The following is a 26,109-nucleotide window of genomic DNA, read 5'->3' as shown; positions in this document are numbered from 1 at the left end:
GCTAAATTTCAAAGTTTAAGGGTGGGAAGGTGGGAAGAGAAGTCTTAGCAAAGTCCCAAACATCCAACCACCCTTCTTTATCGCAGCAAGCTAAGCGACGCTCATCTGCATAAATACCCATTAAATTACCTTCTATATCTACTTTTATTAGCCTATTAGGGCAAAAAGCTCCCACTTTTTTAGGCTTATCTGTGATATTTAAGCACTCAATTAAATTGTAAGGATTAGTGGCCACCCAGCAATGTTCTTGATCGCTGTCGAAGTTAAGGAACTGGACAGGAGAAGTACCAAAAGGGTGCATTGTAATCTTTTTTCCAGTAGTGGGTTCATAAAAAACAACATACCCCTTGTCAAAACCCACAGCGAGTTTTTCGCCATTATAGGCTGAAGCAGTAATACATTTAGATTTGGAGTTGAGATGAAATATTGATTCTCTTTCAAGAGAATCCTCAAAGATTTTTTTTCCGCTAGCAGCATCCCAAACTGTACAGAGGCGTTTCCCCGCATCCTTCCCCAAAATAATGACGCGCTTTTCATCAAATTGCACTAGCTCTTTGGAAAGAGGATCTAAAAAGAGCCCGTCCAAAAGAATCGGTTCCAGATTTTGGGAGGCATTCTCTTTTCGAATAGCTTTGATAAAATAAAGCGTGCCATCTTCACATTGAATCAAAATTTGGTTATCACGACAATCGAGCGAGCGGATGGAAAAGCGGAAAAGGGGAGATTCGTAACATTTTAAGCCATTTTCTATATTAAAAATGGCAAATTGCTTGCGCTGAGGCAACACTAAAATAAGCAACTCTTGGTCAACATGGGCTTCCTCAAAATTTCCCACCCTGCTTAAGGGGTGCGAAGGAAAAGGTTCTTTGAGTGGCCAGCGATAGAGGGACCCTTCTTGGGTAACTTGGATCATATGTCCCTCCAGATAGTGGATCAAACGAGAGTTTTCGTCTTTTAAGTTATCAAAAACTAATTGACAGCCTTTTTCCTCAAGAGAATAGACTTGCGCAGTCCCAGGAGTGACTTGGATGAAAGCCACTTTTTTTTCTACTTTCAAACTAATAGGACTGAATGCAGCAAAACCGGGTAATTGGTAGGTGTCATGCTTACATCGATCTTCACATAATGTGGATTTGTTACGTTTGACTTCTTTTAGAATTTGATGCTTTTTTTTATAAATTTTCTTCCAATTTGAATTTAAGGTAGGGCGAGTCGAGAATATCAACTTTTTCCATTGGCGACAAAACTGGGCTTTCCATAGGGAGGGATCCTCTGCTAGCTGTTGCCAGGCTTTACTAACTAAAGAAGCCATGGCAAGGTCTTTTGGGCTCTTAAGATGATTAAAAATGGCAACCTTTGTTTCTTCAGGTAAAGCTTCTATAGGGGATTTTAAAGAAATCTGCATAAAGCCTCTATCTTTATTAAAAGAAGATGATTAATTAAATAATAATAATTATATTTAATAAGTTTATTTTGTTCTAGGTTAAATTGATTCAAAAATAGCAACTAAGGATTTTATTAAAGATAAAATGAAAAGGAAATTTATAATATGTATGGCGGCTAAATCCTCATTAAGAGGAAGATAGATTCTAATTTGCTCAACATGTATTATTAAGCAATTCAAATGAAGCATAATTTAAAAAAGAATGCGATCTAAGCTATTCTTATAATTCCTATAGCTAAAGAAATATGTAAGTGGCCTTTTAAAAAGGCCACTTCTTCGAAGTTTTATTACTTTGCTTACTTGCTAAGCTGTTTTTTTCCTTAGTCGAATTCATTTCGAAAGATAGATATTTTTGTTTGTTAAGAATTAAGTTGTCTACAGCTCCTTCTCGCCAATAATCTTGTAGATAAACTAATTCTTTTGCCACAAAGTAAGCGTCATCCAAAATTTTTAATGCTCTATCTTTTTTCCGCTTGTATACAGTTTCAGGCATTTTTATTCTTATTAACTAAAGATTAAACATTTAAGAATGCTTTGATTTTAACGTCTCCTGCAACAAAAAGGAGAATTTTGTGATTTATACCATCAATGAAACCGTTGAACAGGTGGAAAAAATTGCTATATAAAGCAATAATTATTCCCAATGAGTGGTACGCTCATCTTCGCAATGAAAAAGCTAAAATTCAAACTTATAAACAAGTCAAGCTTGCAAAGCCGTTTTTCCAATAAACTATTGTTCAAAAAATATTGAACAATATAAAATAACGAACACGGTGGAGGGATGAACAATATGAAGGGTCGATTTTTACTAAGTTCAAATGAATCGTTTGTTGAAGGGAATATTTATGCTGATCGATCTTCTGTGATTCTAGCATGGTTACTTAGGATTGGAATCGATAAAGAAAAATTTTCTTTGCGACAAGTGGCTAAGGAGACAGGAATTAGTCTTGGACTAGTGCAGCGAGTATTTAGTATTCTTGTGATGCATGGCTTCCTGCAAACCGAAGGCGTGAGGACGTCGAAGCATTTTTGTATGACAAAACCGGAAGCTTTACTGAGGAGCTGGCTTGAACAATACAGTATCGTCAAAAAATGCAAAATGTGGACGTATCGTTCAGGGTTTACAGATCGAGATGAGCTTTTAAAGGTGCTTAAGAAGTCGAATCTACAATCCAAAACCGTTTTAGCTCTTCATTCTGCAGTAGAAGTGCATGGATGCAAAAACACCAATCTAACCACTCTTGAGCTATATATTAAGAGTCGAGATGTAAAGAAGGGGCTTGAACTGCTTCTGGAATTAGAGCCTCAAGAGAGAGGGTACGAGGTATTGCTGATTGAGCCTTATTATAAAAGTTTTCTAAAAATAGAAGCAGATCAACATCTCAATTCATCCCCTGTTTTATTGACGTTCTTGGATCTCTATCACTTCCCTTTGCGTGGATTAGAACAAGCGGAATTCATGGCAGAGCGCATACCTGAATTGAAACGGATTTATAGGAAGGGGTAGAAGTGGACTTAAAACAAGAAGATTTGGTGATTTCAGAATTTTTGCAATCGATGGGTCCGTGGAAAGAAGTCATTGTGATCGGAGGTGGATACGCTCTCATCATTTACAAGCTATATCTAGCAGATCAACAATTAGGCAATCCTCCTATTGGAACGAGAGATATCGATTCGCTCATTCCTCGCAAAGTCCCGTCAATTTCAAAAAAGAACATTTCAAAACATCTTGAGGAAGCTGGATTTACTCAATTATTCAAAGATTTGGATCAGCCTGCTACCGAAAGCTATGTCAAAGAAATCAATGGTTTAGAGGTGGAAATCGAATTTCTGACCGATTCTGCTGCGCGTAACGACAAACATAAAAACGTTTTAATTGCCGGCGTTGTGGCACAACCACTCAGCTATCTCACTTTAAGTTTACAGATGACCAGTGAATTCAAGACGTACTCAGGAGAATCTGGATGGGTGGTATCTCCAGGAGCTTGGATGTTTCATAAAGGACTCACCTTTACAAGGCGTAAAAGCGCCTCAAAAATCCATAAGGATCTTTATGGGATTTGGTATGTAGCAACCCAATTGGGAGATTTTTCGGAAGCTGCAATAATGAAATTACTTTTTCTCGGATCTCAGCATCCAAAATGGTTTAAGACATTGCGAGATAATTTGCGAAATTGGATGAGCAATGCTACCCCGTTAGAATGGGCTAAGCTGGAAGCTCAAGATCCTTATGGAAAATTAAAGAGGTTAAATTTTGAGCGATTCACAAAAAGAATCCTACAAGATGGATAGGGATGATAAATAATTTATAGAATTGACTTGTGACTTTTTATAGAGTGTGAGATTTGTCACTGAAAGAAAAAAGATTAAACAAAGGAGCCAACAATAACACTTAGTGAAGAAGCAATCTCATATTTAGAAGAACACATCATAGAAAGCAAGGAGTCAAATAAGCTATGACCTTGATGCCAACAGTGATTGAACCCTCTATTGGATTTAGCTTAGAGACCTACGAACAGGCAAAAGCATTTCAAACAAATGTAATATGGAACAAACTAGATGAGATCACATTGGAAGAGGCGCTGTCCCATTGGCTATCCACTTTGAGTCATAGAACGCAAATTAATTATCGATCAGGAATTCGCAAGCTGATTGAATTTGGTCTTCTCAATCCTCTAATGAGCCTTCAAGTATTTGCCTTAACGAATCATGAAGCTGTGATTGATCGAATCAAGTTGATACAAGACTGGGCTGAGGCAAGTCGGCAATCACGAGCAGCTTGCTATATCTCTTTTACAGGATTTTTACAACGCCGCCTTCAAGGTATTGTAAAAAAGGCTTTGCCGAACAAAGAAGGAAGCTCAAAAACTTTTTTTAAAATCGGCGAAAAAGTGAAAACACCAGCAATGACTCAGGCGCAGTGGATTACTTTTTTTTAAGAGCTGGATAAAATTAATTCACGTGATTGTTTAATCGGGAAAGTGATTTTACAGGGTGGTAAGCGCGTAAGTGAGGTCTTGTCTCTACAAATTCACCAGATTGATTGGGAGCGCTGTGAAATCACATTTCCTCAGTCTAAAATGAAGGGAGTGTACAAAGAGACTGTTATTACCTATTCAAATAGCATTATGGAAAGGCTTCGAGAGCATATTGGCGAGAGAAAAGGACATGTTTTCATTACGAGATTTGGAAAGCCTGTGATGATCAATCAAGTCGCTGTGACATTTGCCAAAGCTGGGAAAGAGGCCGGTATTCCGTTTAAAATCACCCCGCACGTCTTGAGGGCATCTGCTGTCACTTATCTTAAACAGCAGGGATTTCAAGACAGCGATATTATGCGTGTAACTGGACATGCTTCCTCGGAGATGGTTTATGCTTACGATAAATCCGCTCGATCAGATAATGCCAGCAAAAAAGTTAACTTAATACCATAAAGGTTCTGAATGAGCGCTAAAAAGAACGAGATCTTTGATCCTAAGAGCTACGCTATGTTTTTGGAACACATTGGGAAAGATATTAACCTGAACTTTGAATTTATCCCTTTGATAATAAATAAGAAGAATAAAATTTAAATGACAAAAGACCTCTGCATCATTTAAAACATTTGTTTCCCCAAACTAATGTTTAATATGACATGAGAGGTCAAAATGGATTTAATCAAATTATATTGTAGTGTGGATGATTTTTGGAAGTCTTTTGAGCAGAAATGGAATAAACAGTTAATTGATCATGGCAAAACAAAGCGAGGACCTCAACCTGAATTATCGATACCAGAGATGATGACAATTGTCATTTTATTTCATCAATCAAATGATCGAACATTTAAGCACTTTTATGGATATGTTACCAAATACTTAGTTAAAGAATTTCCAAACTTAATTAGTTATAGCCGCTTTGTTTATTTAAAGAAGAACCTTTTTGCTCCTCTATTTGCTTATCTTTTGGACAAAAGAGGAGAAATCACAGGAATTGCTTTTATTGATTCTCCATCGATAGATGTTTGCCACAATAAACGTATAAAAAGAAACAAGGTCTTTAAAGGTTTAGCAAAGAGGGGGAAAACAACTTCAGGGTGGTTTTTCGGGTTTAAATTGCATCTCATGATCAATGAGAGAGGAGAAATTTTGGCTTTTCAGCTAACTCCTGGAAATGTTGCTGATGTTTCTATTGCCGAAACTTTATCGAAAGGGGTTTTTGGGAAACTATTTGGTGATAAGGGATATATTTCGAAAGAACTTTCAAAGAGGCTTTTGAAACAAGGTCTTGAATTATTTACTACCCTAAGATCGAATAGGAAGCAGAATCTTATGAAGTTGACAGACAAAATTCTTCTTAGAACCTGTTTAAAATCTTTTTAAAAGGAGAACCACAAACGCCAAAATGACCAGATTTAAGCTTGTATTCAATTTTCTTTCGCAGTTCTTCCATAACCTTCTGCATTTTTCTAACCAGCTAAAAGAACGCTCTACGATCCATCTTTTCGCAATCACTTTAAAAGCATGCAATTCGTTTCTTTTCGTTATCTCTACTGTACATCCCCATATCTCATGAATACCATTTGAAAATGGTTCTCCAGAATATCCTCTATCTGCTAAAATATTTTTTACTTCAGACAAAACACTCTTATTCAGTAAACATGCTTCTAGAGCTCTTTTTCTATCAGTAACATTTGCTGTGGTTATATGAATGGCATGAGGCAATCCTTGAGTGTCTACTGCTATGTGCCGTTTGATACCTGAGATTTTTTTTCCTGCATCATAGCCTTTACTTTCAGCTGTATCGGTATTCTTAACGCTTTGCGCATCAACTATGATAAAACTGGTTTTCTCGTTCCGACCACTGCTTTGTCGAACCTCTCCAACGATTTTTTTTTAAAACTTGTTCTAGAATACTTTCAGAAGTTTGTTGATCTTTTTTAGACCAAAGAGTGAAATAATAATAGCATATTTCCCATTTAGGATATTCTTTTGGCAACATACGCCACTGACAACCACTTTTCAAAGTGTATAAAACCCCACAAAAAACATCATAAAGATCTATCTTTCGGGGACGTGTTTTCTTTCGGATAGATTCAAGGATTGGCTTGATTTTATCAAATTGTTCTCTAGAAATATCGCTTGGATAAGAATGCGTCATTATTGCCTACAATTTTTTTTGAAGGCAATTATACACGATTAAAAGATTTTAAACAGGTTCTTAGAAAACGAGCTATTATTGAAACGGTCAATGATCAACTAAAAAATATTTCTCAAATTGAATAGACACGCCACAGAAATGCCGGAAATTTTTTAATTAATCTATTAGCTGGGATTGTTGCTTACACTCATCAACCTAAAAAGCCATCTATAAACTTAGCAGAGCAGCATCGCTTATTGTTAATGGCTGCCTAAAAACCCAAAATTCAGGTTATTAAGGAAGGGGAGAGTTATGGGATCAAACATTCTCACTTGCCCTGTCAGAACCTTAAATGATTGGCTTAATTGTTCTAAAATTAGCGAAGGGCCATTATTTCGACCGATTAATCGGCATGGTCAAATCATGGATAAAGCCTTAACTTCCAAATCCGTCGCATTGATTATTAAGCGGAACAAACATTTAGAAAAGCAGAAACATTCATTTTCAGGTCATAGCTTACGGGCTGGATTTGCTACAACTGCTGCCATCTTTGGTGTTTCTGAGCACCTGATCATGAAACAAACGGGCCATAAAAGCTCTGATACCATTAGAAGATATATTCGATTGGGAAATATGTGGACGGAAAATGCCGCTACTAAAATTGGTTTATAAGCTTAATTTCCATCCTATAATACATCTTATCGCGGATATTTCTATTAAATAAGCGCCTCAATGGAAATTGATCAACTTTAATGAAATTTTATCCTTTGTCTTAAGACAAATTACCTTGATTTTTGGCGCCAGATTTCTCGTTTAATTGAAAGTTTTTTCTACCTAATAATTTTTAAATTGAGCGAAGCTGCTACAGTTTTAAAATGTGCTAATCCTGCATCGGTGAGATTATAGCAACTACTCAGATCTAGATATTGCAAAGTCGTTAAGGGTGTCAAATGCGCTAATCCATCATCGGTGAGATTATATCTACTCAGATTTAAATGCTGTAAAGCCACTAAGGGCCTCAAATGGGTTAATCCCTCATCAGTGAGATTATTGCAATTACTTAAATCTAAATGCTGCAAAGCTACTAAAGGTTTCAAATGGGCTAATCCTGCATCGGTGAGTTTAAGGCACCAACTTAGATTTAGATGCTGCAAAGCCATTAAGGATGTTAAATGCGCCAATCCTGCATCGGTGAGTTTCCAGCATCCCGTCAGATTTAAATGCTGTAAAGCTACTAAGGGCCTCAAATGGGCTAATCCAGCATCAGTGAGATTATTGCAATTACTTAAATCTAAATACTGCAAAGCTACTAAAGGTTTCAAATGGGCTAATCCAGCACCCGTAAGATTCTGGCACCAACTTAGACCTAGAGTTTGCAAAGCCTTTAAGGGTGACAAATGGGCTAATCCTGCATCGGTGAGTTTCCAGCATCCCGTCAGATTTAAATGCTGTAAAGCTACTAAGGGCCTCAAATGGGCTAATCCTGCATCAATAAGTTTCCTGCTTCCGCTTAAATCTAGATGCTGCAAACCCGTTAAAGATGTCAAATGCGCTAATCCAGCATACGTGAGATTATATCTACTCAGATTTAGATGCTGCAAGGCCGTTAAGGGTGTCAAATGGGCTAATCCTGCATCGGTGAGTTTAAGGCACCAACTTAGATTTAGATGCTGCAAAGCCATTAAGGATGTTAAATGCGCCAATCCTGCATCGGTAAGATTCTTACAATTGCTTAAATCTAGATGCTGCAAACCCGTTAAAGATGTCAAATGGGCTAATCCTGCATCGGTGAGTTTAAGGCACCAACTTAGATCTAGATGCTGCAAAGCCATTAAGGATGTTAAATGCGCCAATCCTGCATCGGTAAGATTCTTACAATTGCTTAAATCAAGATGCTGCAAACCCGTTAAGAGTGTCAAATGGGCTAATCCTGCATCGGTGAGATTCTCACAGTAATTTAGACCTAAATGCTGCAAAGCTGTTAAGGGTGTTAAATGTGCTAATCCATCGTCAGTGAGTTTACTGCATTGGCTTAGATCTAGATGCTGCAAAGCCTTTAAAGTTGTCAAATGGGCTAATCCAGCATCGGTGATACACCATAGTTTGCTTAGATTTAAACGCTGTAAAGACGTTAAGGGTGTTAAATGTGCTAATCCTGCATCAGTGATGACTCGACAATTCTTAAAATGAAGTATTTTTAAATTTTTACAATTTTTTAATGCTAAAAGATGGGCATCGGTCAAATAAATATTGTTAAAAAAATCAAGAGCTTCTATCTCATCTGAGAGGTGATTTATAATTCTTTCAAACTCCGCTAACTGAAAAGTCTGGTTTAATAAGGCGTTCACAACGGTCGATTCTAAATAATCCTTCAATCTATTTAATTGACAGCGATGTGCAAAATTTAAAAGTTTTTTTAATCCGACTAAACTTTCTTCAGTGGAGTTAAAAGGTTCAAATCTCTGAGATTCGTACCCATCTATCAGCTGTTCTTCTAAATTCTTCACCACTTCTGTCAATTCATAATAATCGGCGAGTTGAATGGCAGAAGTAATTTCTTCTAAGGGAACTTTAAAGTTAGCGTCCATCAGGAAATTAAGCAAAAGCGTAAAGTCTTTTTGTGTTAAATCGAGAGGGTGTTGCAGGGTTTCTTGAAATTGCCCCGACCATAGATTCTTAAAGTAATATGATTTTTCCCTTAATAAATCTAGCTGAGAAGGAGAAATAGTTAGAAAAGTTCCCTCTTGAAAGCTCAGTTGAATTTCATCAGATGAAGGTGAAAGAGCGGAAGCTGGGATCGTTGGCGTACTACTTTCTTCTAAATTAGGCAAAGGATTGCCTAAGGGAGTATTTTCATTCTCAAGTTGATCGTTAATGTCTTGCGGGGGATCATAAGATGGAGCCGTTGTACGGACAAGATGACTAGAATTAAGCCCAAAATTAGAAATATTCAAAATGACCATCCCAATGAGTGAAATAAATTTTCATTTATAGGTATTTTAAAAGTATGATATATAAATAAAAATTATGGCAATATTAATAAGTTAAAATAGGCAGTCACATTTAAAGAGAAAATCTCGTTTTATCAATGAGGAGTTATTAAAAAAACAAATAAGGATCAATACGGTTCAAACATAAACTCCTTAGTTTTTGATTTGAAAGTGCCTTAATTCCATGAGGTGATAGGAACATGAAACAAACGAGTTATAAGATTTTTGATGCGATTAGAGGGCCTATTTGATTAGATAGTGTAGTCACGAGACTTCTGCCCATATAGTAATACATCTAATATGGACTGCAGCCAAGAATGAGGCTGTGTTCTTTGCATAACGGGTCGCTATTCCTCTCCAGCGCTTCAAATGTAAAAATGCATTTTCCACCAAATGCCTTAACTTATAGAGATCTTTATCGTATTCTCGACCAGTTATGCGATTCTTTCGTGGAGGAATCACTACTTGCATTCCCTGACTTATAGCTTGCTCAACGATTGCGTCGCTATCATATCCTTTGTCTGCCAGTAACCACTCAGCTGTAAGACCAGCGATCAAATTGCTTGAGTACAATCTGCTGTTGTGCCTTCTGTAATAATGACCCTGATCGGCAGACCATGCGCATCCACGGCAAGATGCAATTTTGTATTGAGCCCCCTTTTGTACGACTCATGCTCTGATTACCACCTTTAGCTCCCGCTGCATGAGGATGCACTTTACAATGCGAAGCATCTATCACAAGCCATTCATAATCTGGATCGTCAATCAGCACCTCAAGCAACCTTTCCCAGACTCTCTGATTGCGCCATCGGATAAATCGCCGATGAGTATTTCTTCAACAACCGTAATCTGGAGGCAAATCCCTCCATGGAGCTCCCGTTCTTAATATCCAAAATACTGCATTGATAAAAGTCCTATTATCTCTTGCTATACCACCCCAAGCCCCTCTTCTTCCTGGCAAATGAGGTCCCAGTAAATTCCAAACTCTGTCGGATATATCATGTCTTCTGTGCGCTTCCATAAGATGCTCCATTGATGAGCGTAGAAAAGTAGCACATTTAAGCATTTATTTTATTTCTCGTGACTACACTATCTAGAAACAGCGCTGAATAGTTTGATCTAGAACAAAAAACAACTTAAAGACAAGCTAAAAAATGACTTAAAAAATGGTTAAGAAATACTTTAAGCTTTTAAAAAAGTTTTCCAATAAAGAGAAAATAATTAGTTTTCTTCAATGTTTAATTGTTTTTTAAGACGCATTTTATTTCCTATCAAAAAATGATTAATTTTCAATTATTGATATTGACACCTCCTCTAACTTTGATCTTCTTTTCACTTATTTGCCAATTTATTGATAAAATTTATTAATTCAAGTTGTATGGGGACTAAATTATTCAGATATTGTTGATAAAATTGCAATTTCTCTACAATTTTTGTTAGATAGCCAATTGATTTAACATATTCTTGCAGCGCTTTAAAAAGCTCGTCATCTTGAGCTATAAGAGCCCAACGAAAAGCGGTCGCGACTATGCCTTCTTTTTTTTTATTTAGATCTTTCAATATGATGGCTTTGCCTTTGATACTCTCAAAGAAGGTTTTAAGTAATTCCTTGTTTTCTTCACGACAAATAAGATCGGAATCATACGCTGCAAATTCGATGTCAGCGCGATCCCAGAGATAGTAATAAAAATTGGGATTATAAATCCATTCTTTGCGAAGCTTTTTAGAAAGTATGGCAAGATTTTTTAACAAATTTTTTTTGTTCTCATCGCTCAATGGATAGCATACATACACTTTTAGAAAGTCAGTTAAAGATTGAGATTCTTTTATACTTTTTGCTTCTTCTAGAAAATTTTTCTCTAACTCATCAATATAATCAAGGAGGGGTTGAAATTCAGTTTTTTCTCCAATGTCACGCATGGGAATGGAGAGATGTGTTTCATCTAAAGAAATCCATTTGAACAGAGGAAGAAACGCAATTAAATAAGGGCTCAGTCTAGAAATATTAGATTTATCTCCACATGCTATTATATGCTTTTGGAGATCTGTAAAGCATTGATTGAATATGAAACCATCTACAGTAACAGGTAGATCCTTACGGCCAAATAGACTGGCGAAGATTTCAGCAACTTCAGGGCTTAGTTTTTTGTTTACATCTAAACTATCAGAAAGAAATCCTTCAATGATCCCGTTTAGGAACGCTTCTTTGCAATCGTCAAATTTGATCCCTATTATTTGCGAGATAATCTCTTCAGTTAGCTCATGTCTAATACGGGTACCCAATACCTTTAAAGCCCTAAGAATGGGTTCAAGTGGTTTTTGTTGAAATTCCCAAGAAAGGTTGGAAGCAACTGGCATCTCTTCCAATTTTAGATCATTTATAAACTTAACAACAGCAGGCAACCCATTTCTAAAAAGCTCCTTAATTTTTTGGAGATAATCTAGAGAAGGTTTTAATTCGGTAAACTTAAGGAAAAAAGCGCCCTGCTCGTATTCGTATAGAACTAGTTCAAAATAATAACGGATACATTTTTCAAAAACCACGTAGCGTTTCTCTTTATTCAACTTACTTAGATTCACAGAAACAGAACCCATTTTCAATTCTTGAATGTTCACAAAAACCTGAGCGCTAGTAAGGCGATTGCCATTTTGCAAAATGAAGGGGAAATTTGATTCAAAATCGAACTTAATTTTTGATTTTGGGTCAACTATTTGTTTATTACCTAAAAATGGGAAATGGGCTTCAAAAATACCGCGAATCGTATACTGATTCTTACCTTGGCATGTTTGAACAGTCACATGCGTAGGGTTGGCATTTAAGCAGATGACATGAAAAATGAATCTCATCAAGATTGATTCGGAATGGGGATTGTGGAGGCTGTATCCATCAATTACGATGTTAGGATGGAGATTCATTGGGCAAACCAAACAATCTTCATTATTTTCTGAAATTTTTAAACTAAATTGATGGTTCTTAAAATGGATTTCAGTGTTTCCAACAGTTTCAAGTGTTTCGTCAAAATACTCATCAAAAGTTTTTTCACAGAGCGGAGCTGTAATGGGATTCATCTCCCCATTTTCTAAAATCTTTATAATTTTTTCGACATTAGCTTCAAATTCTTTTATATCGAATTGTCGTGGGCCTTTTGCAACATACATAGATAAGGCATAAATAAAATCTATCACGACATCGGCGTACCTGTATATCAACTTTTCATTTTCGATACCTAAGGAAAATCGAATGGCTTCGCCTGTTTGACTCATATTAGATAAAGAAAACCCAAAACTTTGGCGGGCAGTTAAGGGAAGTTCTCGTGTTTCAGCCAGTTTTATGATTAAATTTCTAAGAGAGTTGATTAATTGTTCTTTTTTTGTTTTATCTGTTATTTTCAATTCATTTATGAGCGGTATAAAATTAATAGCAACGTAAACGGTGCTATTGTCTCCATTAAGTGTGATATTAGCAGCGCAAAAAGATTGCAGTATTCGATCGCTCTCTTCATCATTTTTTTCGACCCAGGCAATTTCCGAAATATTCGAAAAACCTTCAGTCAGGATCTTATACATTAAATTGGTATTGCCGCGCACCTGTTCAAAATAGTCGGTCGTGATGTGTTGAAAGTGGCGGCTCATTAAGGAGAAAAAACTGGCTTTTTCTGGGATTGGCGAAGGGAAATTAAGATTGCTTTTTTTTGAGGAATTTCCACCAAGATGAAGGCAGATGCCGCCAGAAAAATTGTCTGCACCTACTTGGACTAACTTGGCAAGGCTTTGAATACCAAAAATCTCCAATCGCCCCTTTTCAATAAACGGAACAAGTTTTTCAAGCGTTCTTTGAAGTATAGGATCAGACAAGTGATTAAGCGTGATATCCAGAATGAGAATCATTGTTTTCAAAGGATTTTTTTCTAGAGTACTTTGGATCCACTCGGCTATATTATTTTGAGATAAAATCTCTTTCGTTGCATTGTTGGGATGAATATCGGCGATCAAAACATCCGGGAACCCTTTAATGTCTTCAATCCAATCCACTTTCGTTGAGGAAATAAGAGGACTCTTTTTTTTCCCCAGCAATTCCACTAAGTTAAAGGTCTCAAAATAATTATGACAAAGATGAGTCATTATGAACGGTTGTTGAAGTGCTTCAAAGCGATGCAAAAGATGGTCGAAGATATGTAAAAAGCCGGTCATTGCGTAGGGAAATAAACCAATAGATGTTTGAATGCTTGCGGGCAGTTTGTGTTCATTTTGCAGGGAGTCCAACAAAATTGACTCGAGATTTAATTCTGAAAATTTTTCAGGAAATGTCTGTAGGCAAAACATCACAATCTCGCACAGATTTTGATAGGCTTTAGCCCACTGCACGATTTCCTTGTCTCCTATTGCTTTTAAAATCCAGGGGCTGACTTGAGAGTGTAAAAGGGGAGCAGCAAATTTAGTTAACTTATAATGTTCAAAAAAACAAACATGCCATTGTAAAATTGCTTTCCGATAAAGCTCGGAACCGGGATCGCCTGTAATTGTATAGCTGTCTATTTCCTCTATTTGGCGACGCCAAATAGCAAGCGTATTAAGTAGGTGAACAGAGGGATAATTTTCTTCAATAGGAATGAATAGTCCAATTGCTTTTAAAGCACTAGCAAAATTTTCATTTCCTAGTTCTTTCGTCAAGAATGCATTTAAGGCTAGTCTATCTGGAACAGCGCCTGCTCCGTTCAATAGTGAAAAAACGCCCATTTCATCAGTCTTCTTTTTTCCAAACATTTCCTCACTGTCTAATGCCATGTATTGAAGCTTGAAATCACAACGCTTGAGAGGAGGCAACCTTGCACCCCACATCAATCTACAATCGATATTGGATATTTGTAGAAGAAATATAACACAAAGGTTGGGATGAAATTTTCTAGTTTTATCAATACATATACCTTCTTTTGACAGTCGTTCCTTAACAATATCGTACGGACTTTTTTTTAAATCTGAAGAGGTGATTTCAACAAAAATAAATTTTTTATCCTTACAAATTTTTTCTTTTTTCTTAATTGTTCTTGTTGGTATTAGTGATGCGACTTCTCGAATCTGTTCTTTAAAAAAAATCTTTAAAACAGAAATGGCTGAAGTTGCGCTCAGCTTGACTAAATTTAAGGGATTACCATCGTCAGGAAAAAAACCATGACGAAAAAAAAACTCCAGTTTTTCTTTAATCCAGGGTTCTATCAATTTAAAAAGACGCTCATCCGCTGTTCTGATATAGCCAGATTTTGTTTGTTTAGCTAATAAAGGAGAACAATAGCCCAATCGACGGATTTCTTCTTCTGTAAATTCAGCATTGTAATGTTGATAATAAAGCAAATAGCAAAGGCAGGCACGTTTTTGTTCAGGTGTTTCGGCTTTATTGTAAAAATACTCCATGACGCGAATGGGGCTTTGTTTAGATAATAGCGGAAATTGCCTCAACGGAGCTTCTGGAATAGCCAAAAGGGAGAGCTTTGAAACAGAGGGCAAGTGATGCTCTGAGAGAGGCATGTTCAAAAAAGAAGAAATATTTGTTTTCGATTGCTTTTTAGCATAAATAAAATGCCCCTCCAAATCTATAATAAGAACATACGCTTGAGGTTTTTCTTCAGAAGTTAAAGATTTCCAAACTTGGTTAGAACGACCAGAATTTGGAAAAACGAGCATATCATCGATACCACAGCCCCATCTATCTTTGCTTACGGTGACGATTCGAATAGGAATATTTAGAACTTTGGCTAATAAATCACCCTCTCCCGAAGCAGCAATCCATTCTCTATCTTTTTTAATTTCTTCAGCTCTTTTTTTAATTTCTTCAACTCTTTCATTAGAAACACCTCTAGTAGATTTTTTAACGTATTCCTTGGAAATAACATTTCTCAAATACGCGATTTTACCTCCCTGTTGATCCAGGTGCTCTATTTTTATAGATAAAGTTTTCAGGCTTTCCAAAAAAGCATTCATAAAGCAGTCGCCATCGGCTTTAACGCCACATAACTTAAATCCTTCAATTTGTAGATGCGCATCGACTCTATTTACTTTATCAATCATATCTTCTGGCAGTGGGGCTTCAGAATCAAGCCATAGCTCTTTCGCGATCTCGGTGAGCTTCCATTTTTTTGAGATATGAGAACTATTAAGCTTTGTCACCCGTATTTGCGCAGGCAATGAGTCTACATCACTCCTATTTCTTAGCAGTAATTTTCTGTAAGTAGGATAAAGCCTTGAAGTGGCGCTGCATTTTTCTGAGAATACCGGCTCAATCGCATTCTTGAATATTTTACATGTGCTCGAAAGAGCTGCTATATCTTTTAAAGGCAGATGATTAAGAATCCTATCGAGTAAATCGGTGTTGTACCCAATCATAGCATCATTTATAATTCTTAACATAGATGTTGGCCTTCTATTAAAAATAGTAGTCGTTTATTTTATAGAATTATTTCCGAAAAAGTTTGATTTTTTGAATAAAGCTTTCTATCGGAATAAATAATTCTTTTTTTACCGCAAATTAAAATTATATCCTAATATAAACTGCTTAATGGGCATTTTCTGTTTGTGAATAGTAGAAGCTTTAAATGTATTAGATCTGAACTTTGAAAAAGGTCAATTTAGAAATAGATTTTTCTGCTATTGGACTTATCGGTCTGTTCCCCCGAAGCTGAACCATTTTAAATGTTTATTTAATAAAATTTTTCGCCTTTAAAATGTCAATTTATAAGGAACAGATAGCCTTAAAATAGGCAAAAGTTAAGCGTCAAATTTTAGAAAATTTCCTGCAAGATAAAGTGATAAAGGCCGCTTTTTATAGATGGAAAAATCAAATTACAGAGGGATTGTGATATCTTTTGAAGTTAAGCGTAATTTTCAAGGATTTAATCCAAAAATGACAAATGTCATTTGAGTCATTCTGTAATACTTATTAAAGATGATGCTTGACGCGTCCTTCCTGTTTTTTAAATAGGCCCTCTAAAAATTTTTAAGGACGTATTTGCCAGGATTACTTCATTCGGCAGAACATTATTTCTCGTCTCTTTTCCTCTTCCCAGCTTTCTAAAATAGGGTGGCAAGAAAAGCCCTTTAGGGCCCGTTAAAGTAAATTGCATTTTTTAGTTTACCAAATCGAATGGGATGGTTAGAGAAAGAACACTGATGATAACAAGAGAAAAACGAAACATCTGTTGTGCCCATTGTTGATCATTAGAAGTTTTTAAACCTCTCAATCCCATGAGTAGCCATGTCAGACCTAATCCGATTGTCAGAATCAAATAAAGAGATCCGGTAAAATGGAAAAATGTCAATAAGCTGGATGTCAATGTGAAGATAATAATATACAAAAGGATGCGAATTTTCGTTATTTGAATTCCTTTTTTCAGAGGTAAAACTGGAATGTTAGCTGCCGAATAGTCTTGCAGACGATAAATAGCAATAGAAAAAAAATGGGGCATTTGCCAAAACACCATCATGGCAAATAAAATAAAAGCTCCTAAATCTAATTGATTGCTGACTGCACAATAACCAACAAGAGGTGGAACAGCTCCTGCTAGGCTTCCTATCGCCGTTCCGTAAACTGTCCGACTTTTCCAAATACTATAAAAGAAAACATAAATAATAAATCCCAATTCAGCGATAACTAGCGTTAAAAGATTGGTATAGAAATATAAAATAATAGCTCCAACGATTGCTAAAGCTAATCCAAATACAATAGCTTGTTTTTCAAAAATTACTCCTATAACAAGAGGTCTGTTCTGAGTTCGTTTCATAAGTCGATCTTTTTCAAGATCAATGTAGTTATTAAATACACATCCAGAAGCCATGATGAAAGCTAAACCCAGGATTGTTGAAAAAAAAAGTCCAAATTGAAATTGCCCTTTTGAAGCTAATAAAAAACCGGCCATCACTGTGACGAGGTTGCCAAGAATAATTCCTGGCTTAGTCAATAATAAATAGTAGTTAATCATGTGTCATTTCTTGGGTCATATACCCCATCATGCGTTCATTCAAATCATGCATAATCCAAAGTGATCCGATAACGACGATGAGTAAAATTAATATTGTAAAGCCTAAAGCAATGCTTTCCCACCGGGGTTTAGGTTCTTGCCCAATATGCAAAAAGAAGACTAGCTGAACAAATGTCTGTGTTAGGGCGAAACCTATCAAGGTATAGACTAAATCTTGTCCTTTTAAAATTTTAAAAAAAACAAAGGAAAAGGAAAGGAGTGTTAAGATTAACGAGGCTGTAAAGCCTATGACATAAGATTTAATTGTTCCATGCCATTCTTTCTTTACATCATCTAAATTTAGTTCATGACACATTTAAGCTACTCCCAGTAAATAAACAAATGTAAATATCGAAATCCAAATTAAATCAAGAAAATGCCAAAACAAGCTAAACAGGGCTAGACGGCGAAAAGTAGAAAGCGTAATACCTTGATAAATGACTTGAGCAATCATCACGATCATCCATAATAATCCAAATGTAATATGCAACCCATGCGTTCCTACGAGAGTAAAGAAAGAGGACAAAAAGGCGCTCCTATCAAAGCCATTTCCTTCTCGAATCAGAAGAGAGAACTCTTGAATTTCTAAGAAAAGAAAGCTACTTCCTAAACAGAATGTAATAATCAACCATCCGATCACATATTTTTTTTGACTTTTAACGGCAGCGAGCATGCTTAATCCACATGTCATACTACTTAATAGTAAGATCAATGTTTCTATAAATGCTGTTGGCAGTTGGAATAGTTCGTGTGAAGAAGGGCCTCCAAACGTACTTTTATGTAAAACTGCATATGTACAAAAAAGGGTGGCAAAAAGTAAACAATCTGTCATTAAATACATCCAAAATCCGAAATACGTTTTAGAAAATGTATCTTGATGTGGATCTGGAGCACGAATATCGGGTTGCCGATCAAGGGTATCTTGATGATGAACTATTAAAGATGAACTCATTGGTTTTATTACCTCTTTGAATAGGAAGCTTCTATTTTTTTGATTTCAGCAACAGTAATGACTTCATGAGGATCATCGTGAGATAATCGAACAATCAGACAAGCTAGAATTCCGACAAAACTTCCTAAAGCAAGCCACCAAATATGCCATGTCATTGCAAATCCGAAAATCAAACTTAAAGTCCCTATATAAAAAGCCATAGGGGTATTTTTAGGTAAATAAATATCTTCATAATTTTTTTTCTGTTCGGGTGCGACACCTCGCTTAATTGCCCAAAAAGGGTCGATTTGATCGACTGTTGGAATAATGGCAAAATTATAAATGGGAACAGGAGAAGGAATAGACCATTCTAGAGTTCTTCCATTCCATGGATCGCCACCTGTACTATCCCAATTCTTTTTGCGATTTTTAATACTCCAAAATAATCCAAAAAATTGAATAAATGCTCCACATGCTATGATAAAAGCTCCAAAAGCAACAATCAAGAAGAGAGGGTGCCATCCTGTCGAAACGTCATAGTGGTCTAATCGTCTTGTCGCCCCCATGAAACCAAGCATATAAAGAGGCATAAAGGCTAGCAAAAATCCACTTAGCCAACACCAAAAAGCATATCTATTTAGTTTTTCATCCAACATAAAACCCGTAAACTTAGGAAACCAATAAGTAAATCCCGCAAAAAATCCAAATAGAACACCGCCAATTACCATTCCATGAAAATGGGCAATTAAAAATAAACTATTATGAACTTGGTAATCAACGGGAGGGGAAGCTAGTAAAATACCTGTCATTCCAGCAATTGTAAAATTTAACAAGAAAGCGAAGAACCAAAGCATGGGAGAGGTAAAATGAACCCGCCCTCGAAATTTTGTGAAGAGCCAATTAAAGATTTTAACACCTGTTGGAATAGCGATAATCATCGTCAAAATCCCGAAAAGGGCATTGACATGTGGGCTAGCTCCCATTGTAAAGAAATGGTGGACCCAAACGACAAAAGAGAAAAAAGCAATTAAAACGAGAGCCCAAACCATAGAGACATACCCAAATAACCTTTTTTCTGAAAAAGTGGGAACAATTTCAGAGAAAACTCCAAAAATGGGTAAAATCAGAATATAGACCTCCGGATGCCCCCATGCCCAAATCAAGTTCACATACATCATCGGGTTTCCTCCACCACCAGTCGTAAAAAAGTGCATGTCTAGGTAACGATCTAGCGAAAACATAAATAAAGTTGCAGTTAGAATTGGGAAGGCAAAGATGATTAAAACCATTGAGCACAAACTACTCCAAACAAAGATAGGCATCTTCATTAAAGTCATTCCAGGACAGCGCATTTTTAGGATGGTTACAAGAAAGTTAATCCCGGAAAGTGTGCTTCCGATTCCTGAAATTTGTAACATCCAAATCCAGTAATCAACTCCTTCGCCGGGACTGTATTCTAGAGCCGAAAGAGGAGGATAGGCTAACCATCCGGCTATTGAAAATTGACCAATGGCAAGTGAAATGAGTGTTAGCATTGCCCCGGCTGTAAAAAGCCAAAAGCTAACCGCATTTAAGAAGGGGAAAGCAACGTCTCTAGCGCCGATTTGCAAAGGAATAATTAAATTTAAAAGCCCAAAGACTGCTCCCATGGCTACAAAAAAGATCATTGTTGTTCCATGGGCAGAAAAAACTTCTTGAAAATGTGTAGAAGAAATAAACCCTTGAGATTCTCCGACAGATAAGGCTTGTTGCAATCTAATCATTAAAGCATCTGTAAATCCTTTAAAAAACATGATCAATACAACAATAATATACATAATTCCGATGCGTTTGGGATCAACTGTCGTGATCCATTCATTCCAAAGCCATTTCCATCTTTTAAGATAAAAAATCAGGCCAATCAAAGCGATACCGCTAATAAGCATCATCACTACAGCAAAATTTTGACTGGATTCATGTTTAAAAGATTCTAAAGTAAGTTTACCAAACATATTTTAATTATTTCTTTTGAGGGTACATGTATTTATCAATTGTTAGATCAAAAAGAGAATTTTCTTCTAATCGATAAATTTCTACTGGATTGTTTTTACTGGGTTTTGCGATTAGATTATATTCGTTTTGATTTAGAATATTGTTCGATTGCTTCGCAGAAGTTAACCATTGTTGATACTCTTCTTCTGTTGAAGATCTTGTAATGAAATTCATTCCTGAAAATCCTTCTCCACTTAAATTTGCAGAAGATCCTCGATAATCTCCTGTGTGATTGGCAATTAAGTAAAGCTCGGTCTGCATACTCGGCATTGCATAAATTTGTCCTCCAAGTTCAGGGATCCAAAATGAATTCATGGGGGCATCGGCAGTAATTTCAAAATGAATTGGGGTGTCTTGAGGGATTTGTAGAAAATTAATAGTAGCAATTTTTTCTTCAGGATAGATAAACAGCCATTTCCATTGCAAAGCGATGACTTGAATAGTGATTTCTTTTTTATCTGAGATAATGGGCTTATAAGGATCGAGTTCAGCTGTTTTTACCCATGTTAAGACGCTCAGAAATATTATTAAGACTAAGGGAATGCCCCACCAAATAAATTCTGCAAATTTGTTATCAACTAGATCTGGATCATATTTTCCTTTGGGGTTATCCGCACTATATTTCCATGAAAAAACAAATGTCAAAATGTAGACAGGAATAACCACCAAAAGCATTAAGGCTTGAATTATCAAAAGAAGATTTCGTTCTTTGACAGCAACCCACCCTTCTGGAAATAAAATCGCGATAAATTCTTTGAAATGTAAAATCTCTAAAACCTGCATAATCAAAATCAAAAACAAGATTAAGCCGGTAAAAAATAGCATGTAAAAGACAGATTTTCTAGCTGCTTTCATCTTTAAGTTTATTCCTTTAATTAGGGCGAGATTTATGGAGAATTTCCATTCAATATCTAAATCATTTGCCTATAAGAATTAATTATCTGGTTTAAGCGACGCGTTTGAGATTTGCTATCACGCATTGATTTATCTCTAACTATTATACATTTATTTTTGAATGGTATAAATTTTCAAAATAATCATATCTGCGGTTTTATGGCTATTAAAACTTACAGAAAGAAGATGAATTGATGGCAAAATACGTATACAGACTATTTAAAAGGTTTTATGCGTGAAGTAATAAGAGGGCGGAAGGATGAGTCATATTTTAAAATTAGTGATTTGTTTGTTGATTTGCGTCGGAGGGGGTTGGGCATGTGGCTGGATCACTTCCTCTAGTGTTCATCAGTGGTATCCAACGCTTATAAAATCATCTCTTACTCCTCCTAATATTGTCTTTCCTATTGTTTGGACCTTTCTTTATGTATTCATGGCTATTGCATTATATTTGATTTGGATCAGCCCTACAAAAAATAAAAAGCCTGCTTTTTTTATTTTTGGTGTTCAACTTATTTGTAATTTTCTTTGGTCGTGGATTTTTTTCTATTTACAACTCCCTTTTATAGCTTTGTTGAATTTGATGATTTTATGGGGATTAGTTTTAAACACAATAAACGTGTTTTATCAACACTCTAAACTGGCTAGCCAACTTTTATGGCCTTATTGGATTTGGATCAGTTTCGCTTGGTACTTAAATGCATTTATTGTTTTTTATAATTAATAGGCGTCAAAAGTAGAGATTTGCAGGGAAATAGGGCGATTAAATAGGATGAATAGGACAAATAAAGGAAAGATCAATCGAAAAAGAGAAGGGATAATTATTCCCCCTCTTATTTTAAAAATTAAACAAACAGGGAATGTGCATAATCAGTTCTGCTAGATGCAAAAAGTTTTGGGAAGAGATTAGCAGCAACGACTAGAGATATACTTTTTAGAGGGAAGCGGTAACCCAAAGAAGCTGCGAGGGCAAAACTTCCTGCATAGGAAATGCTAGTTCTCAAAGCTTCTCCTACAAAACTTAGCTCCTGCCGATTATTTCCAAATTTTTGAAATAGAGGACTAATCGCTCCATGAATCAAGGTAGCAGTGATTGCAATAGCACCACGTAAAGAGGATGCTTTTTCATTGTTGAGGATTAAGAAACCAACTGCAAAATTGAAAGCTCCCGAAATAACAGCCGCTTTAGCAGTATTTTCTGGTATGTGGCTAGCATAATTAGAAATAGTGTTTGACGTTGAATGATAGATAGATTGCATACTCATAAAAATTTTCCTTTTTTTTGTGTTAAACTCTCTGATAAAAGGACTGCATTAATAGATGATAAATTTAAAATTAAATACTTATTTTTTATCATCAGCAAATATTCAAAGAAGTTCGTCATAAAATTTAAGTAAATAGAAGGTAAAAAAGAAAGATAAGTTGAAAAATGAGGGGGTAATTATCCCCCTCATTTTAAAAGTTAAGCGATCACACGATGTGTCAATTTACTTGTGCAAGGTGTACCAAGAAGATATGGGAAGAGATTAGCAGCAACGACTAGAGATATACTTTTTAGAGGGAAGCGGTAACCTAAAGAAGCTGCGAGGGCAAAACTTCCTACACAAGAAATACCAGTTCTCAAAGTTTCTCCTAACAAACTTAGCTGATGCTGATCATTTGCAAATTTTTGAAATAGAGGACTAACCGCTCCATGAATCAAGGTAGCAGTGATTGCAATAGCACCATATACAGAAGATGCTTTTGCATTATTGAGGATTAAGAAACTAACAGCATAACTGAAAGCTCCTGCAACAACTGCCGCTTTAACAGTGTTTTTTGGTATGTGGCTAGCATAATTAGAAATAGCGTTTGATGTTGAATGATAGATAGATTGAATACTCATAAAAATTTTCCTTTTTTTTTGTTGAACCCTTTTATAATAAAAAACCTATGTTAATAAATTATAAATTTAATGTTAACAATTTGATTTTTGTAGTCAATAAGTACTATAAATTAAGATTTATTGGCAATCAAGAGATTAGAATGAATATAACAAATAAAAGTTAGGTTGAAAAAGGAGGCACAGTAACTCCCTCGTTTTAAAGTATGGTGTTAGGGGGAGTACGATAATTGTTTGATTAACTTTAGCTAGACTAAATAAATTTAGTAAGAAATTAGTAGCAACCACTATAGATAGGCTTTTTGAGGGAAGTGGTAGCCTAAAGAAGCTGTGAACGCAAAGCCGCCTTTCCAAAAATTAACTAATAGAAATCATGTCGAAATTTTTGAAACAAGAGATTATTGCTTCGTGTGTCAGGGAAGCAGTGATTAACCTAGCATCCATATCTGTGGATTTTACAGGATGGGTGAGATTGTGCGGCTCCTATTTAATGGTAAAACGCGCACTATAAAAAGGTGAGTTAAGAGGAGGCTGCGTTTTTAAAAATATTAAAACTCATGCGCGATTTTTGACCAATTTGATGAGATTTAAGAGAATTTTTGAATTCATTAAGGTTAATTCAAAGATGTTACTATTTAGATAGGTTTTTTACCTAAATAACTTACTAACAAATTATTAATAAATATTGGCATGCTGTTTTTTTTTTGCTGTTCATCTGCCCACTTTAAACAATCCTCATTACTTGCAAAGTTTCGAAATAATGGATTGGTGAATTCGCCTATTTATAAGTATAAGTGTATAATAATAACTTTAACAAATTATGTTTAAATGAAATGTTTTGCCAAAAGTAACCCCAAAGTCTGTTAAAGCTTTGAGTTTTTTTATAGGACTCGATTTACGAGAGTGTTTTTTTGTATTGGATTAATCTAGTTAGTGGCTGTGTTTGTCATAGAATGATAAATTGCATTAATAATATTTATTATAAAATTGTTTGTTTATTAAAAATTTTATTGATAATAAATTTTCAATAAAATTTTATGTTTCCTAACATATTATTATGAGAAAGCATAGTGAATTTTAGGCGAACTCTAAATTTTTTTCTTTTCGCATAAAATTTCTCGGCCATTACAAATTTCTCAATTAATTTAGCATCCAAAAATAAGGCTTTATGAAACTTCGATCTCTTTTTTTTAGCTTACTTTTTATAAGTCTCAGTATCTTACTTTTATTTTTTCTTGTTAGAGCTTGGATGCAAAAAGATATTTTTGAAGAAGATCAAAACCTTGTTTGGGTAGGGGCTATTATCGACAATCATGATCAATTGATTCCTCCTTTTCTACTAACGATCGAAAAATTGTATTATGATAAAGCAAAAATGCATTTGCAAATAGATTGTTGTAATCAAAATAAGCATGTAAGAAAAATTGTGATGCAGTGGGTTGAAAAAAATAGGAAATTTTATCAGAGTCTTGTTTTTGTGGATCATACTTCAAGTATAGATGAAAAAAAACATTTTATTGAAAAAAATAAAGTGCTTGCAAATATTAAAAATGGGTATTTGGCTAATTGTCAACAGCAAAGCTGCAATTATTGTTTGATATTATCTTCCGATATGCTTATTGCTCCTCATACGTTAAAATACCTAATAGAAAAAGATAAGCCCATTATTAGCCCACTTTTAAGACCTTTTCCACAACCTCATGATCCTTACCGTAATTTTTTTTGCGATGTAACGGAAGAGGGATATTACAAACACCATGAAGACTATCTAGCAATTGCAAATCGACAAAAACTTGGAACTTTTCAAGTCCCTTGTGTGCATGGTGTTTATTTGATTCAAGCTCCATTCTTAAGTCAGCTGAGCTTTACCGAAGGATTTAAAAATTATGAATTTTTAGCATTTTCTACATATGCTCGAAAAAAAAATATGGGTCAATTCATTTGCAATGAAAGGGAATTTGGCTTTCTCATGCATTTAAGCGATGATGCAACATTAGATCAACAGAAAAACTTTAAATTAGTGAATGCAGAAAAAGAAATTACACCTGCAATTTTTCATTCCATTCTTTCTCCTTATTTTACAAACGACTTTTATTTGAGTGAAATTGCAAAAGATTTTAATCTGGATCAATACCAAATTTATCGTGTTTGCAATCGAGAACTTTTTTTATTAGACGAAAACAATGATCGCATTAAAAGTCATACCATTAAGCAAGGTGCCAATTGGGAAGAACATTTTTATTCTCAATTTCAAAAATATGTAAAACCGGACACAATTGCGATCGATGTGGGTGCACATATAGGAACACACGCCTTAGCTCTCTCAAAATTAGTAGGAGAAAAAGGAAAGGTTTATGCATTCGAACCACAAGCCAAAATATTTTGTGAACTCGCCATCAATATGTATTTAAATAATTGTCATCAGGTAGAGCTTTTTCACAAAGCTTTAGGGGTAAAAAAGGAGTGGAAAGCAATGCATATTCTTAAAGAAGGATATGAAATTGTTTCTTCTCCTTTTTATTTAGACAATAAAAATAAAGTCCAAATTGTCGAGCTAGATAATTTTCATTTACACAATATTTCATTGATTAAAATCAATGTAGAAGAATTTGTAATGGAAATTTTAGCCGGAGGATGGGAAACAATCCAAAGAAATAAACCTGTCATGATCGTCAAAATCTCTAATAACGAGCAAAAACAAAATAAAATTCAAACCATTGAAAGTTTTGGATATGCCAGTTCAAAATTATCCGGTAATGATTATTTATTTATCCCGTTAGCACAGTTAGGATTGCTAGAAGAACCAAATTAAA

Annotated in this window: 19 protein-coding genes and 3 pseudogenes; 9 read left to right on the top strand and 13 right to left on the bottom strand. The window is 35.4% G+C overall.

The genetic code is table 11. From position 1 onward, the window contains the following. Window position 1: 1 nt before the first annotated feature. Both PC_RS05820 and PC_RS05815 read right to left on the bottom strand, forming a co-directional pair. Window positions 2-1,405, bottom strand: coding sequence for an F-box protein (locus PC_RS05820; protein WP_011175757.1), 1,404 nt, complete (start codon window positions 1,403-1,405; stop codon window positions 2-4). A 298-nt stretch (window positions 1,406-1,703) separates the two neighbouring features. Next, complete coding sequence (locus tag PC_RS05815; RefSeq protein ID WP_011175756.1) at window positions 1,704-1,937, bottom strand: hypothetical protein; 234 nt, start codon at window positions 1,935-1,937, stop codon at window positions 1,704-1,706. 288 nt (window positions 1,938-2,225) lie between these two features. Here PC_RS05815 and PC_RS05810 point away from each other — a divergent pair, with 288 nt between their 5' ends. The 5 genes and pseudogenes from PC_RS05810 to PC_RS11265 all read left to right on the top strand — a co-directional run. Beyond that, window positions 2,226-2,951 (top strand): type IV toxin-antitoxin system AbiEi family antitoxin, encoded by a 726-nt coding sequence (locus PC_RS05810; protein ID WP_011175755.1) that lies wholly within the window; start codon window positions 2,226-2,228, stop codon window positions 2,949-2,951. Window positions 2,952-2,953: 2 nt separating this feature from the next. Next, window positions 2,954-3,736 (top strand): GSU2403 family nucleotidyltransferase fold protein, encoded by a 783-nt coding sequence (locus tag PC_RS05805; protein ID WP_011175754.1) that lies wholly within the window; start codon window positions 2,954-2,956, stop codon window positions 3,734-3,736. A gap of 164 nt (window positions 3,737-3,900) precedes the next feature. Continuing rightward, the gene (locus PC_RS10510) at window positions 3,901-4,383 is read left to right on the top strand and encodes a hypothetical protein (protein WP_011175753.1); all 483 of its coding nucleotides are present in this window, start codon (window positions 3,901-3,903) and stop codon (window positions 4,381-4,383) included. 3 nt (window positions 4,384-4,386) lie between these two features. Further along, window positions 4,387-4,878, top strand: coding sequence for a tyrosine-type recombinase/integrase (locus PC_RS10505; RefSeq protein WP_320408588.1), 492 nt, complete (start codon window positions 4,387-4,389; stop codon window positions 4,876-4,878). A gap of 213 nt (window positions 4,879-5,091) precedes the next feature. Next, a pseudogene (locus PC_RS11265) lies at window positions 5,092-5,781 on the top strand (IS982 family transposase); the annotation flags it as partial. A 6-nt stretch (window positions 5,782-5,787) separates the two neighbouring features. On the opposite strand, the gene PC_RS11260 reads toward PC_RS11265, so the two are convergent. Beyond that, a protein-coding gene (locus PC_RS11260; RefSeq protein WP_420885537.1) for an IS5 family transposase occupies window positions 5,788-6,580 on the bottom strand; the annotation gives its coding sequence in 2 pieces (ribosomal slippage) (window positions 5,788-6,307 and window positions 6,306-6,580; 795 coding nt in all). Window positions 6,581-6,630: 50 nt separating this feature from the next. On the opposite strand from PC_RS11260, the pseudogene PC_RS11255 reads away from it, so the two are divergent. Together PC_RS11255 and PC_RS05775 are read left to right on the top strand one after the other, a co-directional pair. Beyond that, window positions 6,631-6,834: pseudogene (locus PC_RS11255) on the top strand (transposase); the annotation flags it as partial. Between the two features lie 37 nt (window positions 6,835-6,871). Further along, window positions 6,872-7,231, top strand: coding sequence for a tyrosine-type recombinase/integrase (locus PC_RS05775; RefSeq protein WP_011175748.1), 360 nt, complete (start codon window positions 6,872-6,874; stop codon window positions 7,229-7,231). Window positions 7,232-7,389: 158 nt separating this feature from the next. Here the strand turns inward: PC_RS05775 and PC_RS05770 are convergent, their stop codons facing one another. The 8 genes and pseudogenes from PC_RS05770 to PC_RS05730 form a co-directional block, all read right to left on the bottom strand. Beyond that, on the bottom strand, window positions 7,390-9,513 hold the full coding sequence (locus PC_RS05770; protein ID WP_079890463.1) for a leucine-rich repeat domain-containing protein: 2,124 nt from the start codon (window positions 9,511-9,513) through the stop codon (window positions 7,390-7,392). 300 nt (window positions 9,514-9,813) lie between these two features. Then, window positions 9,814-10,570, bottom strand: a pseudogene (locus tag PC_RS11250) (IS5 family transposase). 311 nt (window positions 10,571-10,881) lie between these two features. After that, the gene (locus tag PC_RS05755) at window positions 10,882-15,951 is read right to left on the bottom strand and encodes an F-box protein (RefSeq protein WP_079890420.1); all 5,070 of its coding nucleotides are present in this window, start codon (window positions 15,949-15,951) and stop codon (window positions 10,882-10,884) included. Between the two features lie 716 nt (window positions 15,952-16,667). Beyond that, window positions 16,668-17,519, bottom strand: a complete 852-nt coding sequence (gene cyoE / locus PC_RS05750; protein ID WP_011175743.1) for a heme o synthase — start codon at window positions 17,517-17,519, stop codon at window positions 16,668-16,670. Further along, window positions 17,512-17,874, bottom strand: coding sequence for a cytochrome o ubiquinol oxidase subunit IV (gene cyoD, locus PC_RS05745; RefSeq protein ID WP_011175742.1), 363 nt, complete (start codon window positions 17,872-17,874; stop codon window positions 17,512-17,514). Before cyoD ends, cyoE begins: the two co-directional genes overlap by 8 nt. After that, the gene (gene cyoC, locus PC_RS05740; protein ID WP_011175741.1) at window positions 17,875-18,510 is read right to left on the bottom strand and encodes a cytochrome o ubiquinol oxidase subunit III; all 636 of its coding nucleotides are present in this window, start codon (window positions 18,508-18,510) and stop codon (window positions 17,875-17,877) included. 8 nt (window positions 18,511-18,518) lie between these two features. Further along, window positions 18,519-20,480, bottom strand: a complete 1,962-nt coding sequence (gene cyoB, locus PC_RS05735; protein ID WP_011175740.1) for a cytochrome o ubiquinol oxidase subunit I — start codon at window positions 20,478-20,480, stop codon at window positions 18,519-18,521. 7 nt (window positions 20,481-20,487) lie between these two features. Next, window positions 20,488-21,303: a COX aromatic rich motif-containing protein gene (locus PC_RS05730; protein WP_232086064.1), complete on the bottom strand. Its 816-nt coding sequence runs from the start codon at window positions 21,301-21,303 to the stop codon at window positions 20,488-20,490. 370 nt (window positions 21,304-21,673) lie between these two features. Here PC_RS05730 and PC_RS05725 point away from each other — a divergent pair, with 370 nt between their 5' ends. Beyond that, a complete protein-coding gene (locus tag PC_RS05725; protein WP_011175738.1) occupies window positions 21,674-22,138 on the top strand; it encodes a TspO/MBR family protein in 465 nt (154 codons plus the stop codon). 121 nt (window positions 22,139-22,259) lie between these two features. Here the strand turns inward: PC_RS05725 and PC_RS05720 are convergent, their stop codons facing one another. Both PC_RS05720 and PC_RS05715 read right to left on the bottom strand, forming a co-directional pair. Continuing rightward, window positions 22,260-22,679 carry a hypothetical protein gene (locus PC_RS05720; protein ID WP_011175737.1) on the bottom strand — a complete coding sequence of 140 codons (420 nt, stop codon included), beginning with the start codon at window positions 22,677-22,679 and terminating at the stop codon, window positions 22,260-22,262. Between the two features lie 197 nt (window positions 22,680-22,876). Next, window positions 22,877-23,299 carry a hypothetical protein gene (locus PC_RS05715; protein ID WP_011175736.1) on the bottom strand — a complete coding sequence of 141 codons (423 nt, stop codon included), beginning with the start codon at window positions 23,297-23,299 and terminating at the stop codon, window positions 22,877-22,879. Window positions 23,300-24,545: 1,246 nt separating this feature from the next. Between PC_RS05715 and PC_RS05710 the strand changes: the two genes are divergently transcribed. Continuing rightward, window positions 24,546-26,108 carry an FkbM family methyltransferase gene (locus tag PC_RS05710; RefSeq protein ID WP_181679072.1) on the top strand — a complete coding sequence of 521 codons (1,563 nt, stop codon included), beginning with the start codon at window positions 24,546-24,548 and terminating at the stop codon, window positions 26,106-26,108. The last annotated feature ends 1 nt before the right edge of the window (window position 26,109 follow it).

This window comes from Candidatus Protochlamydia amoebophila UWE25, from assembly GCF_000011565.2.
GTDB classification, from domain to species: Bacteria; Chlamydiota; Chlamydiia; order Chlamydiales; family Parachlamydiaceae; genus Protochlamydia; species Protochlamydia amoebophila.
Note: the sequence above shows the minus strand (reverse complement) of the source record. Positions and strands in the feature narration are given on the sequence as shown.